Genomic DNA, 14,437 nt, shown 5'->3' on the forward strand with positions numbered 1-14,437 from the left:
CTCATCCCCTTGTCCCCTTGTCCCCTTGTCCCCTTGTCCCCTTGTCCCCCTGTCTCCCTGTCCCCCTGTCCCCTCATCCAGGGGTAGTTCACAAGCTTTTCGTTGTAGGAGTGTCAAAGCTTGTTAAGATGTCAGATGTCGCAGCGTCAGCGTTGAGTGTGATTGTCACCGTAACGTTTAAGCTGAGGATTGACAAATTTTAGGTGTGGGACTGTCTAAAAGAGTGAGTATCATGCGTTTATCTCCTGTCTTAGTTGCGGTTTTTGCTGCTTCAGCTACGTTTGGATTATCAAACTCTGCAAATGGTCAAACCGCTTACCCAGACTCAGAAAGTTCGTCTAATTCCCTAGGAACTCTTGAGCCCGAATCTCCGGGTTTAATTCCATCGGAAACTCATGATCAATCTTTAGCGGTTAATCAAATTCCCCCCTCAACTCCGATTTATCCTTTTGAAGACATTGTTTTACATAAAACGAAATTGCTAAATCCAGATTTGGCTTTTTCTTTGGGTCAATCGATTGGAAAAAATATTTCTCCGTCTTGGGTTCATTCTTCATTCTCCACAAATTCAGCTACTTTTAATCCATCTCAACCTCTGAGTGATACTTCTTTAGCATTACCATCAAATTCCTCAGAATTAGATTCTTTATCAGAACGTCCGATTGCTGATTCTAAAGAGACAACAATTATTCTTAATAAACAGAAAGGAACAGAGGATTTAGTAAAGATCCCTCCTTTTTCTTCAGAAGTTTCCCCTGAAATAAAAAATCCTGAAATTAATCCTCCCTCAAATTTAGAGATTTTACTGAATAAATCGGCGACCGAAAAAAGAGGGAATTTTAGCTTTCCCGTTGTGGTGGAAAATGCGATCGCTTTAAATTCGACTGTATCAGAAACTAATATATTTGAACCGAGTTTAAATAAAGAGTTAGGGAAAACAGCACAATTCCCCCTAGAAGTTTCTCAGCAAATAGCAAGTGCTGAAATTAATCAATCCTCGAATTTAGAGGTTTTACTCAATAAATCAGCTACGGAAAAAAGGGGAAATTTTAGCTTTCCCGTTATTTCCGAAAATGCGATCGCTTTAAATCCGACTGTAGCGGAAACTAATATATTTCAACCCAGTTTAAATAAAGAGTTAGGGAAAACAGCACAATTCCCCCTAGAAGTTTCTCAGCAAATAGCAAGTGCTGAAATTAATCAATCCTCGAATTTAGAGGTTTTACTCAATAAATCAGCTACGGAAAAAAGGGGAAATTTTAGCTTTCCAGTTGTGGTGGAAAATGCGATCGCTTTAAATCCGACTGTATCAGAAACTAATATATTTCAACCCAGCTTAAATAAAACTGGTGCAGAAAAATTAGCCCACTTTTCTCCACCAGCCCCTTTAGAAATTGCTCAAGCAACACCTGAAACTCTACCCTCTAACCCTGAAGTTCCACCTTCTCCACCTTCACAACCTGACGTTCCTCCAACTATTCCCATTCCCACCACACCAGCACAAGCTGAACCTGAAGTATTAGTCGCAGAAATCGCAGTCAGTGGAACGGAAAATACAACATTAATTGATAAAGTTTATAGCGTTATTTCCACCCAACCCGGACGAACAACAACCCGTTCTCAATTACAAAAAGATATTAACGCCATTTTTGCAACCGGTTTATTCCGAAATGTCAAAGCCGTTCCAGAAGATACCCCTCTTGGGGTGCGAGTCACCTTTGAAGTTGAAGAAAATCCGCCTTTAAAACAAGTTGTGATTGAAGGCGATACGGTTTTACCCGAAGAAATTATTAATCAAAGTTTCGCTGATCAATATAATCAAACGATTAACCTGAATCAAATCGAAGCCGGGGTTAAAAAAATAAATCAATGGTATCAGGATAATGGCTATGTTTTAGCACAGGTTGTTGCTGCACCCGAAGTCACACGGGAAGGAGTTGTTACCCTACAAGTCGCTGAAGGGGTGATTGAAACTATTGAAGTGCGTTTTCTCAATAGTGATGGAGAAGCGACCGATGAAGAGGGAAAGCCGATTGAGGGAAGAACGAGAGACTTTATTATTACCCGTGAAATTCAGTTAAAACCTGGGGATGTCTTTAACCAACAAACCGCACAACGAGATTTAGCCCGGGTTTTTGGGTTAGGAATTTTTGAAGATGTGCGATTACAATTAGAACCGGGAAAAGATAATCCCCGTGAAGCGACAGTGATTGTTAATGTGATTGAAAAAACAACGGGTTCCTTAGCATTTGGGGGAGGAATTAGTTCTGCTGCTGGATTATTTGGAACCTTAAGTTATCAAGAAATTAATTTAGGGGGAAATAACCAACGTTTAGGGGTGGAATTAGAAGCGGGAAACCGAGTTTTTCAAGTCGATGTCAGCTTTACTGATCCTTGGATTGCGGGTGATCCTTATCGAACATCCTATACGATTAATGCGTTTAGACGGCGGACAATTTCTGTTGTTTTTGAAGATGGGCCACGAGAAGTTCGTTTAGCAAATGGTGATCGTCCCCGTGTAGTTAGAACCGGAGGCGGGATTAGTTTTACTCGACCTTTTGCAGAGAATGTTTTTGCTGATCCAAATTGGGTTGCATCCCTGGGATTTCAATATCAACGGGTGGACATAACAGACTCCGATGGGAATATTACCCCAACCGATGAATATGGTAATCAACTTAGTTATAGTGGCAGTGGATCAGACGATTTATTGACCGTTCAATTTGGATTAGTTCGAGATCGTCGCAATAATAAACAACAGCCAACTTCCGGGTATTTATTACGGTTTGGGACAGAACAATCAATTCCTGTGGGTTCAGGAAGTATTTTAATGAATCGTTTGCGGGCGGGATATACCTTTTATGTTCCGGTTAACTTTTTCACCGGTTTTATTCCCAAAGGCCCTCAATCTTTTGCCTTTAATTTTCAAGCGGGAACAGTTGTCGGAAATTTACCTCCCTATGAAGCTTTTCCTTTAGGAGGAACAGCGTCGGTGCGGGGTTGGGAAGAAGGAGCGATCGCCTCAACCCGTAGTTTTGTGCAAGGATCAATTGAGTATCGTTTCCCGATTTTCTCGAATTTTATTGGGGGAGCGTTATTTGTTGATGGGGCGACGGACTTAAATTCTCAAGGTACAGTGCCCGGTTCTCCAGGAGGGGTGCGGGATAAACCCGGAAGTGGCTTTGGTTATGGTGCAGGGGTGCGTTTACAAACTCCCTTGGGGCCAGTTCGGATTGACTATGGGATTAATAATAATGGGGATAGTCGGATTCATTTTGGTCTAGGAGAACGGTTCTAAGCTGATGTTGAGCGTCCAATGTTACGATAAACTAAAATTCAGTTCATCCAACGGTTGAAAGATTATGATTTTGCCAGGTTCCGCCGTGCGAGTCACAAACCCCGTCGATATTTACTATGGTTTCCAAGGTCTCGTTCAACGAGTCAGCGACGGTAAAGTCGCCGTTCTCTTTGAGGGAGGAAACTGGGATAAACTCGTCACTTTTAAACTCTCTGAACTAGAAGCAATTGATACCACTGCTGGACGCAAAGGCAAAAAATAATCAGTTATTAGTTATCAGTTATCAGTCATCAGTTATCAGTTATCAGTCAATATTAACTATTATAGCAGGAGCCCCAAGTCAGATGGGGGGTTTCTCCACCCGTATAGATGCTTAACAATTAAGGATTATAGCCATCATTGATGTCCTAATATGAGGTTCCAGTGCTATAATTATCAACTAATAACTGTTAACTATAGCAATCCCAAATAGATTGTAATAATTTAAAACTGATATGAAACAGCCAGAAGTATTATCCCTGTTCCCTGTTCCCTTTTGAACCGAAATTTTGGATACAACTCAAATAGGATTGCTATATCAACTATCAACTATCAACTGATAACTGATAGCTGATAACTGATAACTGATAACTGATAACTGATTTATGCGTCTTCCTTTTCCTATATTTTCAACCTCTCGACGTCCTCAGCAACATATCGCTGAAGTGATAGAAACGGCGACAACGGAGTATTTAGCCCAATGTTTAGAACCGGAGGACTTGAGTTTTCCGGTCATGCCTGCCTTTGGGAGTTGGGTCAAATCAAGGGATGAGGAGTCAGGAAATCAGGTTTATGGAGTGGTTTATTATGCTACTACTAGCCCAATTGATTCCGTGCATCGAGCCAGGGCGCTAGGATTAACCTTAGAAGAATTGCGTGAACAGCAACCCCAAATTTTTGCCATGTTAAAAACGGAATTTCGGGTGGCTATTGTCGGTTTTGAGATGACGAACCCAGAGCGATCGCAACGAGGTAAAATCTATCAATATATTCCGCCTCGTCCCCCGCAAATTCATCAGGCAGTCTATGAATGTCACCCGGATGAAATTGTTAATTTCAGTCAGGAATTAGATTTTTTAAGAACCTTATTAGACGTGAGGAACGCCCCGGTTGATTCTTTGGTAGCTGCGGCGATTCGAGAAATTTATCAACTGAGAAAATTAGATCGAGGTTGGTTAATTGAAGCGGGACGAACCCTGAGTATTTTATTAAAAGATGATTATGATCGCTTGCGGATTATTCTTAAACAAATTCATCCTTGATCAAGGTAGAATTAAATTGATCCAGCTTCTGCCACTTTCCGAATTAAACAAGTAGTAAATAAACGAATTTATCCCAATGTCATCATCCCTAGGTTTTATTTTACTAACTCATAGAAACCCACAGCAAATTTACAGGCTAATAGATCATTTAAACAAAATGTTTAATTATCCGTCAATTGTCTGTCATCATGACTTTTCCAAATGTGATTTATCTACAGATACTCTACCGAAAAACGTCTCCTTTGTCCGTCCTCATATAGAAACCGCATGGGGTGAATTTTCCGCAGTAGAAGCTATCATCAAAGCGATTAAACTAATGTATGAGTCTGTAAATCCGCCAGATTGGTTTATATTACTCAAAATTTCACAATTCGTCTGGAACATCCATTATTAACTAAACCCTTCCTGCCATTTTGCGCGAAAATTTGACATAGATGTAGATAGCACTATTCTTGATCAACTTGACAGAATTACTTTAGCATGATAACCTCTGTTTTGGTTGCAAATCCGTCACAGTTGACTTTCAAAAATCAGAAAAATTTGTATGATTAAGACTTTGTTTTGCCAAATTAGCTAAAAGCTAATAACACAAATCAAAAAAATCAACCATTTTCGCGGTTTTTTATATGAAAAATAGGGGAGTTATCTATTGTGCGACAGGAAATGTTTTATATCTGGAAGCAACTTTAATCAGTGCGATTGCCCTCCGTCAGATAGAACCCAAAATACCTATCACTATAATCTCTGATCATCCCTTACTGAAACTTTTCCCTCTTGAAAAGTACGAAATTAGTTGTATATTGATTAATCTTAGTGAAATCAATGATAGCGGTTCATTTTCATCTAGGGGGATCAAGACAAGTCTATCAACCTTTAGTCCATATCAGGAAACACTTTTCCTAGACGCGGATATTCTTCCCTTCAATCCTATTTCTGACCTGTGGGAGTATCTTGATTATGGAGATATGTGTATGGTGGTTGACCTAGTTCCAACATTGGGATTGTGCGATCATATTTCAGAAGAAGAGAAGAATTACACCTTACAATATGTTCCAGAAAGTACAACTCAGTTTAATAGTGGAGTAATTCTTTGGAGAAACACTAAGCAAACTCAGTCTTTATTTGAGTTATGGAATCAGGAGTGGCTAAAATTCAAAAAGCAAGATCAGTTAGCTCTAATTAGAGCTATTAATAAGGCAGAATTCTCTGTTTATAGCCTTACTTGTATATACAATATTTCCCCAATAGACGCTATATCTAGAATAGAGAATAAATCCGTTAATACACTTGCTGAAATACATGAAATGTGTCAATTTAAAGCTTTATCTATGATCCAACAATCTATTCTGAAGCAGAAAAATGATATTTGCTTGCTTCACTGCTGGGGTGGATATGTTGCTTTAGGTAAATTTCCTGAAATGGCTCAGAAATTTTATCCAAATATAGTTGAACAAGTAGTTGCAACTGGAATTTTTAGTAAGGAATCACCTGTGAGGTAATCTACAGTTATATACACTTATACGATAACGGAAAAGTTGACCCCCTACGGATACTCTTTTGATTCTTTGATTCGGAATCCTCAAAACGTGCTATAGTAGGAAGGTTGTCTAAAAATCACACATCTAGGGATTCGGGTGTTTCTAGGGTATCTACCCCTAGCGAATACGCCTAGATGGAGGATTAACCCGAATTAGGAGTTATGACGAATGGCCGTTATTAGTTTGGCAGAAATGCTGGAGTCTGGAGTTCATTTTGGACATCAGACTCGCCGTTGGAACCCGAAAATGTCTCCTTATATCTACACGGAGCGTAACGGGGTTCATATTATTGATTTGGTTCAAACCGCAGAACTGATGGAGGAAGCTTATGATTATGTCAGAAGTTCCTCTGAACAAGGGAAAAAGTTTTTATTTGTGGGAACCAAACGCCAAGCGGCTGGAATTATTGCTCAGGAAGCAGCACGCTGTGGTGGATATTATGTTAACCAACGCTGGTTAGGAGGAATGCTCACCAACTGGGCTACCATTAAAACTCGGGTTGAACGTCTGAAAACTTTAGAAGACCGAGATAAAAGTGGTTATTTCGATTATCTTCCTAAAAAAGAAGCCTCGGTTTTACGTCGAGAATTGACAAAATTGCGGAAATATTTAGGCGGAATTAAAGCGATGCGTCGCGTTCCCGATGTGGTGATTTTAGTTGACCAACGCCGGGAATATAACGCTGTGATGGAATGCCGCAAATTAGATATTCCCATTGTGTCTTTATTAGATACCAATTGTGATCCTGATTTAGCCGATATTCATATTCCCGCTAATGATGATGCCATTCGTTCAATTAAATTGATTGTCGGTAAATTAGCCGATGCAATTTATGAAGGACGTCATGGTCAGTTAGATGCTGGCATCGCTGAATATGATGACGAGGTTTATGAAGACGAGTATGAAGAGGATGAAGAAATCGAGGATCTCGATGATTTAGATTCTGATAGCGATTCGGAAGAATAAAACCGTTCTCAGGAGTTGGCTTTGGAGTTAAATCCCAGGGAAATGATCCCGCCGGGACTCCTGGTCAACCTCACGGTTTATGCAGAAGAAAGCTAGATCCATTTGTTATAATTTTTTTGACAGATGGGTCATGGCGGTAGGCAAACATCCACGAAATTACTGAGGAAAAGATGGCGGAAATCTCAGCAAAAATTGTTAAGGAACTGCGCGATAAAACGGGCGCAGGGATGATGGACTGTAAAAGAGCCCTGACAGAAAATGATGGCGATATGAATAAAGCCATCGACTGGTTACGCCAAAAAGGGATGAGTTCTGCGGATAAAAAAACAGCCCGCAGTGCAACTGAAGGCTTAGTGGGAAGTTATATTCACACCGGGGGCCGAGTTGGTGTCATGGTAGAAATCAACTGTGAAACCGATTTTGTAGCCCGTCGGGAAGAATTTAAAGCTTTAGTACAGAATATTGCGATGCAAATCGCAGCCTGTCCTAATGTGGAATATATTTCAGTTGATGATATTCCCGCCCCGATTGCAGCCCGAGAAAAAGACATTGAAATGAAGCGGGATGATTTAGGCAATAAACCCGACAATATTAAGGAAAAAATCGTTCAAGGACGAATTGAAAAACGCCTAAAAGAGATGTCTTTGCTGGATCAACCTTACATCCGAGATCAAAATATTACGGTGGAAGAGTTGGTGAAACAAAGTATTTCTCTGTTAGGAGAAAATATCAAAATTCGTCGCTTTGCTCGGTTTGTTCTGGGTGAAGGGTTGGAGAAAGAAGAAAAGAATTTTGCGGATGAAGTAGCTGAACAAATGGGCAAAGCCTAAGGTTACTGGTCACGCAAATGTTGAGTTAAAACTCCGATCAGATAAAATTTTAATAAAAGATCGGAGTTCATTCATTTTTAATTCTTAATTCTTAATTCTTAATTCGTTTATGGCTGGATCAATAAATCGAATTGAGCAGGATATCGCGACGTTGGAAGAAGCGATCGCTAAACTAGCCCAGGAATTTCATCAAGCCTATGAGGTGTATTTGATGGCTCTGGGGCAGGGAGTTCGTCAACAGTTGATTTTGGCGAGTTATTACCTCTGTACTCAAACCTATCCTGAAGCCTTTTTAAAGTTATCCGTTTCAGAACGACAAAAATTACAACAGGGACTCAGAAATTTAGCCAAACAAATGCAAAAGGCTCTGTGTCAGTCTCTACAAATGCCAGTGCCTGTTGAGGTTCCAGGCTTAGAATTAGAAGAATTAGAAGAATTAGAGGCAGAAGAGGCAGAAGAGGCAGAAGAGGCAGAAGAGGCAGAAGAGGCAGAAGAGGGGGAAGGAAAGCTGGAATTAGAAACTGATTTTGAAATTTCTCCAATTCGTAAGCCCTTAACACCTGAGCGTTTATCTGCTTGGCAAGAAAGGATTGAGACTGGAATTATTCAACTCTTGAAGTTGTTATCGAAGGATGCCAATCTGTTATTACAACGCTCTGGTCTATTGCCCCAAAAATTACCGGAAGCCGTTTTGGAAGTGGCATCTAAGGCTGAAGCGTCTAGCGAAGGAATCGCAGGGCCTCCAAATTTGCTCCAGATTATGATTGAAACGGAGGATGACGATGACTCCCAAACGTCAATGGTGACGAAATTAACTACGATTCATCTACGGTTGGGGGAAATTGAGTTTGCTGATGCTAATGTGATGACGCGACGGCATCAACTCCGCCATTTGTCAGGACAGTTGAGTGGTATTCGTCGGGAGTATCATAAAAAGTTGCGCGAGAGGGCGATTGTTCAAGCAGAATCAGCTTGGAGAGCGAGTTGGTATGAGGATTAAAAAAGGCTGTAATACCGATGAATTAAGGTTGATGTAAATTAGTTGTTTAAAAAATCAAGAGTATATGCGAAAACACTGCTGCAACATTTGCTAAAATTTTAACACAGGTGATTGCTTCGTGTCAACCTTCTCAAAATTTTGTCTCTATTTTCCTGAAATTTGAGGAGAGTCGAAAACAGAGTAACGTCTGTAATGCTGATAGATAGGAGATTCCTTTGGTAAATTGCTTAAATAATCAACTTTTAAGTTAAATCTATTTAAGGTGCATTTTCTAAAATTCTAGCAAAATCGATTTATTATTGTCAACCCCCTCTATAATTGCCTGGAGTTACTGTTAGCAAAAACAGCCAATTAAGCCGTTTAATCAACACAACATTAAAGAAAAGAAAGGTTTGTTAACCGCAAAATACTATATATTATAATAAGCTGGGGTCAATCTCAAAAATAGGGTAGCTAGGAATTGAAATTAAGATGAAATCTTATCAACCGGACTGGTGGAGATTTAGTAAAGCGTTATCCGTTGAAGCAGAACGGGGTTTTACGAATTTGCAGGGGAATCAATATCAGTTCCATGAATTTTTTTATGTGAGTTTAAAGGAACTGTTTGAAAATGCACCGCCAGAAACGCAAAAACGGTGTCAAGATTTGGCGGAGGAATTTTTACGATATCCCGAATTAGACCTAGAAAACCGACAACATTTAATTGCAGATACCAGACGGTTTTTACTGCAATTACAACGACTGTTTGAGTGTCGGAATCAGGTATCGGAAATTCGGAAAACGGAACGAGAGCAAAAACAAAATCAACCCTCGGTTCCGAAGACAACGGCGATTACCGAAAAAGCCAAAGGTGTGAGTATTTCCTTAGAACAATCCTTAGAAAAAATTATCGGGCCAAGAAATAGCGATCGCATTGCTAAATTAGGAATTTTAACAATCTTTGATTTACTCTATTATTATCCTAGGGATCATATTGACTATGGGAAACAGGTAAAAATTCAGGAACTGGAACCTGGGGAAACGGTCACGTTAATTGCTCAGGTGAAACGGTGTAATTGTTTTAGTAGTCCCCGCAATAAAAAATTAACGATATTAGAATTAGTCTTAAGCGATCATACCGGACAACTTAAAATTAGTCGATTTTATGCGGGATATCGATATAGTAGTAAAGGTTGGCAACATCAACAGAAAGGGAATTATCCACCGGGGGCGGTGATTGCGGCATCGGGTTTAGTTAAACGAAATCAATATGGGATTACCTTAGATAACCCAGAATTAGAAATATTAGATCATGCTGGGGGTCAGATTGAATCGATGAAAATCGGGCGAGTTTTGCCTGTGTATCCGTTATCAGAAGGAATTGGGGCGGATGTGGTCAGAAAAGCGGTGATTGAAGCCTTACCCGCAGCGAAACAATTACAAGATGCTTTACCCCAAGAAGTATTAAATCAATATCAATTAATTGGGTTAACTGCGGCGATTGAGAATATTCATTTTCCCCCAGACCGAGATTGGTTATCGGCGGCGAGACGACGGTTAGTGTTTGATGAGTTTTTCTATTTGCAGTTGGGATTATTAACCCGGAGACAACAGCAGAAACAAACTGAAACCAGTGCGGTCTTAGCACCAACGGGAAAATTGATTGAGGAATTTTATCAAATTTTACCCTTTCAATTAACCAACGCTCAACAACGTGTTATTCAAGAAATCTTGAAGGATTTACAGTCTCCTGAACCGATGAATCGATTAGTACAAGGAGATGTGGGGGCGGGGAAAACTGTTGTGGCGGTGGTCGCGATGTTAGCGGCAATTCAAGCCGGATATCAAGCTGCCTTAATGGCGCCAACGGAAGTTTTAGCCGAACAACATTATCGGAAATTAGTGGAGTGGTTTAATTTAATGCACCTCCCCGTCGAATTATTAACAGGTTCCACAAAAGCCGCGAAACGCCGTCAAATTCATTCCCATTTAGAAACGGGAGAATTACCGGTTTTAGTCGGAACCCATGCTTTAATTCAAGATAAAGTTAATTTTCATCGGTTAGGGTTAGTCGTCATTGATGAACAACATCGATTTGGAGTTCAACAACGAGCTAGATTACAACAAAAAGGAGAATCACCCCATGTTTTAACCATGACGGCGACTCCGATTCCCCGAACTTTAGCGTTAACCTTACATGGAGATTTAGATGTCAGTCAAATTGATGAACTTCCCCCCGGTCGTCAACCGATTCAAACCACTATTTTAACGGGAAAACAACGTCAAGATGCCTATGATTTAATTCGCAGAGAAGTGGCGAAAGGCAGACAGGTGTATGTGGTGTTACCGTTAATCGAAGAATCAGAAAAGCTAGATGTCAAATCTGCGGTGGAAGAGCATCATAAATTACAGTCTAAAATTTTTCCTGACTTTACCATTGGGTTGTTACATGGTCGCATGAGTAGTGGGGAAAAGGATGAGGCGATTACTCGATTTCGAGAGAGGGAAACGCAAATTTTAGTTTCAACAACGGTGGTAGAAGTGGGGGTTGATGTTCCCAATGCGACGGTGATGTTAATTGAAAATGCGGAACGGTTTGGATTATCTCAAATCCATCAATTACGGGGACGGGTGGGTCGAGGGAAAGATAAATCCTATTGTTTATTATTGTTAGGAGGGTCTACCCCAGAAGCCAGACAACGGTTACAAGTTTTAGAACAATCTCAGGATGGGTTTTTGATTGCAGAAATGGATTTACAATTGCGGGGGCCAGGACAAGTTTTAGGCACTCGTCAATCAGGTTTACCGGATTTTGCTTTAGCAAGTTTAGTGGAGGATCAAGAGGTGTTACAATTAGCCAGGGAAGCCGCACAAAAAGTCTTAGAAAAAGATGGAACATTGCACAGTTTGCCATTAATGCGGGCGGAATTAAATCGTCGTTATCTTAAAATTATGGGGGGTAGTATTTTAACGTAATTAAATAGAGTATTAGATTAAAACAGTACACTCTTTCTATTGCCTATAGCAAGATTGCCCATTGCCCATTGCCCACTGCCTATTCGTAATTCGTAATTCGTAATTCCCTATTCCCTGTTCCCTGTTCCCTTAAAAAAATGAAAATAGTATTAACGAATGATGATGGCATTGATGCACCCGGAATTCGAGCCTTGGGGAAAGCAATTTCTGGTGATAAAATTTTGATTGCTCCTAATAAAGAATATTCCCAATGTGGGCATCAAGTCACAACTCATCAAGGAATTCATGTTGAAAAACGGTCGGAAATTGAATATGCAATCGGGGGAACTCCAGCTGATTGTATTCGATTAGCAGTATCTCATCTTTGTCCTGATTTAAGTTGGGTGATTTCAGGAATTAATCCAGGGGGAAATATGGGCGTTGATGTCTATATTTCTGGGACGGTGGCGGCGGTGCGGGAAGCGACGATTCAGGGAATTCCTGCGATCGCTTTATCCCAATATCGCAAAGGCGGAAAACCGGTGAACTGGAAAACCACAACTCGTTGGGCTAGTTTAGTCTTAGAAGAATTAATGAAACATCCGCCACAACGGGGGTGCTTTTGGAATGTTAATTTTCCCTATTTGGAACCGGAAGAACCTGACCCAGAGATTGTATTTTGTAAATTAGGAACCCAATCTTTACCCATTAACTATAGACAAGAAGGAGATTATTTTTATTATCACGGAAATTATAGCGATCGCACCTATGAACAGGGAACCGATGTCGAGGTGTGTTTTCGAGGAAAAATAGCGGTGACATTAATTAAATTGTAGAACAGGGAACAGGAAACAGGGAACAGGGAACAGTTGGAAATTGACCGACTTTCAAGTTCTTGAGATAGCTGGGTTAATTTTTATTTGACTCCTGATCACTGTTTCTAGGGTTCCCGAAAGTCAGCTGAAATCCCTGTATTCTTTAATACAACAAAAACCCGGATTTGATGAGAAAATTTTCATGCAACCGATGGCAAATTCCTTTAAGATTAGGTAAAAACCACCCGTTAAGTGAAAATACTCATCCTCTATCCTAGGTATCATAACTCTTCAGGAGTTTAAACCCAGGAACCTAAGCAATCCGGGTGACGTCATCACTAACGGAATTTTTCATCAACCGAGTTCCACCCATGAGCCAATCCATACCTATTTCTTGGTCTACGGCTGAAGTCTCTATCCCCCTAGAGCAAATCCCCCTTGAACAACTCTCAAATTCCGATCTGGTTCTACGTTGTCAACAAGGTGTTTGTCCCGACCGAGCCGCATTTACAGAACTGCTGCGTCGTTATCAATCCCATGTTGATAAAATTCTCTATCACTTAGCCCCAGATTGGCAAGATCGAGCAGACTTGGCTCAAGAAATCTGGATTCGGGTGTATCGTAATATTAAACGTTTGCAAGAACCCGTAAAATTTCGGGGATGGTTAAGTCGAATTGCGACTAATTTATTTTACGATGAACTCCGCAAGCGCAAACGAGTCAAACCCCCTCTTTCTTTAGATGCACCGCGCAATATTGAAGATGGGGAAATGGACTGGGAAATCGCCGCCGATAGTCCTGGCCCCGATGAAGATATGGCTACCCGTGAATTTTATAGCCATCTTCGAGATGCAATTGCTGATTTACCCGAAGTTTTTCGGACAACGATTGTTTTGCGAGAAATTGAAGGATTAGCTTATGAAGAAATAGCTGAAATTACAGGAGTTTCCCTGGGAACGGTAAAATCAAGAATTGCCAGAGCTCGTCAACGGTTACAAGCTGATTTACAAGTTTATCTTAATCCCTAAAAAATTGGAGGGTGAGGGGGTGTAATTGGTGGCTTATACCGATACAATAGTTATATAGGTTTCAATCCCAATTTTTCATGACTTTTCCCCCAAGGATAATTTCAATTAAATCTGTCTAATTTCATGTTGAATTTCATACTTGGTGAATGGGGGTGTTCCGATGAAGCACAATTTTGAGCCAGAACCACAAATTAACTCAACCATCCAGGGGCATCTACTTGACCCTCAACAGTTTCAATTACTCAGTGCCTACCTTGATGGAGAAACGACGGTTTCAGAACGCCGTCAAGTTCAAGCTTGGCTAGATCATGACCCTCAAATTAAAGAAGTTTATTTACAACTGTTGCAACTTCGTTCTCGCTTGCAAACGGCACCTGTTCCCGCCTCCCATTCTTCGGTGCAACAACTGGCTACCCGTGTTTTCCAACGCCTAAATCAAAGAACTCGTGTTATAATATCTTGGGGAGGAACAGCGATCGCTGCATTATTAGTGATGACGGTTTCTGGTAATTTGGGGCGAGTTGCAATGGTGGCTCAATCTCAAAATTTGAATGATTCAGAACCCTTACAAATAGCCTTGAATGAACCTCTAATTCCCATTGTTAATCCGAATGCAGTTAGTATTAGTGTAGATCAACCGATTATTCCGATTCCTAAAGCTGCTGTTTCTACACCAACTGATTAAGCCGTTTGTTTTTTGTTAATTAAAATAATAGAACTCTAGGGA

The 14,437-nt window shown here is 40.5% G+C and carries 11 protein-coding genes; all 11 read left to right on the forward strand.

Features of this window, described 5'->3' with window-relative positions:
- The first annotated feature begins 232 nt into the window (after positions 1-232).
- The 11 genes from NMK36_RS12300 to NMK36_RS12350 all read left to right on the forward strand — a co-directional run bounded on the left by NMK36_RS12300 (position 233) and on the right by NMK36_RS12350 (position 14,395).
- Entirely contained in the window at positions 233-3,298 is a 3,066-nt protein-coding gene (locus tag NMK36_RS12300; RefSeq protein WP_254173837.1) for a BamA/TamA family outer membrane protein, read from the forward strand.
- Between the two features lie 64 nt (positions 3,299-3,362).
- A complete protein-coding gene (locus NMK36_RS12305; RefSeq protein WP_072720496.1) occupies positions 3,363-3,560 on the forward strand; it encodes an NAD(P)H dehydrogenase subunit NdhS in 198 nt (65 codons plus the stop codon).
- Between the two features lie 382 nt (positions 3,561-3,942).
- The gene (locus NMK36_RS12310) at positions 3,943-4,599 is read left to right on the forward strand and encodes an HAS-barrel domain-containing protein (RefSeq protein WP_072721492.1); all 657 of its coding nucleotides are present in this window, start codon (positions 3,943-3,945) and stop codon (positions 4,597-4,599) included.
- A gap of 626 nt (positions 4,600-5,225) precedes the next feature.
- A complete protein-coding gene (locus NMK36_RS12315; protein WP_072721491.1) occupies positions 5,226-6,098 on the forward strand; it encodes a glycosyltransferase in 873 nt (290 codons plus the stop codon).
- 207 nt (positions 6,099-6,305) lie between these two features.
- A complete protein-coding gene (gene rpsB / locus NMK36_RS12320) occupies positions 6,306-7,103 on the forward strand; it encodes a 30S ribosomal protein S2 (RefSeq protein WP_072721489.1) in 798 nt (265 codons plus the stop codon).
- Between the two features lie 170 nt (positions 7,104-7,273).
- A complete protein-coding gene (tsf, locus tag NMK36_RS12325; protein ID WP_072721486.1) occupies positions 7,274-7,933 on the forward strand; it encodes a translation elongation factor Ts in 660 nt (219 codons plus the stop codon).
- A gap of 109 nt (positions 7,934-8,042) precedes the next feature.
- A complete protein-coding gene (locus NMK36_RS12330) occupies positions 8,043-8,933 on the forward strand; it encodes a hypothetical protein (RefSeq protein WP_254173838.1) in 891 nt (296 codons plus the stop codon).
- 471 nt (positions 8,934-9,404) lie between these two features.
- Positions 9,405-11,888 carry an ATP-dependent DNA helicase RecG gene (gene recG, locus NMK36_RS12335; RefSeq protein ID WP_254173839.1) on the forward strand — a complete coding sequence of 828 codons (2,484 nt, stop codon included), beginning with the start codon at positions 9,405-9,407 and terminating at the stop codon, positions 11,886-11,888.
- Positions 11,889-12,025: 137 nt separating this feature from the next.
- Positions 12,026-12,703, forward strand: coding sequence for a 5'/3'-nucleotidase SurE (surE, locus tag NMK36_RS12340; RefSeq protein ID WP_072721481.1), 678 nt, complete (start codon positions 12,026-12,028; stop codon positions 12,701-12,703).
- A gap of 350 nt (positions 12,704-13,053) precedes the next feature.
- Complete coding sequence (locus tag NMK36_RS12345) at positions 13,054-13,710, forward strand: sigma-70 family RNA polymerase sigma factor (RefSeq protein WP_254173840.1); 657 nt, start codon at positions 13,054-13,056, stop codon at positions 13,708-13,710.
- Positions 13,711-13,870: 160 nt separating this feature from the next.
- The gene (locus tag NMK36_RS12350; protein ID WP_072721478.1) at positions 13,871-14,395 is read left to right on the forward strand and encodes an anti-sigma factor family protein; all 525 of its coding nucleotides are present in this window, start codon (positions 13,871-13,873) and stop codon (positions 14,393-14,395) included.
- The last annotated feature ends 42 nt before the right edge of the window (positions 14,396-14,437 follow it).

Source organism: Planktothrix pseudagardhii, from assembly GCF_904830925.1.
Taxonomy (GTDB): domain Bacteria; phylum Cyanobacteriota; class Cyanobacteriia; order Cyanobacteriales; family Microcoleaceae; genus Planktothrix; species Planktothrix tepida.

Coding starts and splice junctions, on each gene's coding strand:
- NMK36_RS12300 (WP_254173837.1), top strand. CDS start 233: ATGCGTTTATCTCCTGTCTTAGTTGCGGTTTTTGCTGCTTCAGCTACG.
- NMK36_RS12305 (WP_072720496.1), top strand. CDS start 3,363: ATGATTTTGCCAGGTTCCGCCGTGCGAGTCACAAACCCCGTCGATATT.
- NMK36_RS12310 (WP_072721492.1), top strand. CDS start 3,943: ATGCGTCTTCCTTTTCCTATATTTTCAACCTCTCGACGTCCTCAGCAA.
- NMK36_RS12315 (WP_072721491.1), top strand. CDS start 5,226: ATGAAAAATAGGGGAGTTATCTATTGTGCGACAGGAAATGTTTTATAT.
- rpsB (WP_072721489.1), top strand. CDS start 6,306: ATGGCCGTTATTAGTTTGGCAGAAATGCTGGAGTCTGGAGTTCATTTT.
- tsf (WP_072721486.1), top strand. CDS start 7,274: ATGGCGGAAATCTCAGCAAAAATTGTTAAGGAACTGCGCGATAAAACG.
- NMK36_RS12330 (WP_254173838.1), top strand. CDS start 8,043: ATGGCTGGATCAATAAATCGAATTGAGCAGGATATCGCGACGTTGGAA.
- recG (WP_254173839.1), top strand. CDS start 9,405: ATGAAATCTTATCAACCGGACTGGTGGAGATTTAGTAAAGCGTTATCC.
- surE (WP_072721481.1), top strand. CDS start 12,026: ATGAAAATAGTATTAACGAATGATGATGGCATTGATGCACCCGGAATT.
- NMK36_RS12345 (WP_254173840.1), top strand. CDS start 13,054: ATGAGCCAATCCATACCTATTTCTTGGTCTACGGCTGAAGTCTCTATC.
- NMK36_RS12350 (WP_072721478.1), top strand. CDS start 13,871: ATGAAGCACAATTTTGAGCCAGAACCACAAATTAACTCAACCATCCAG.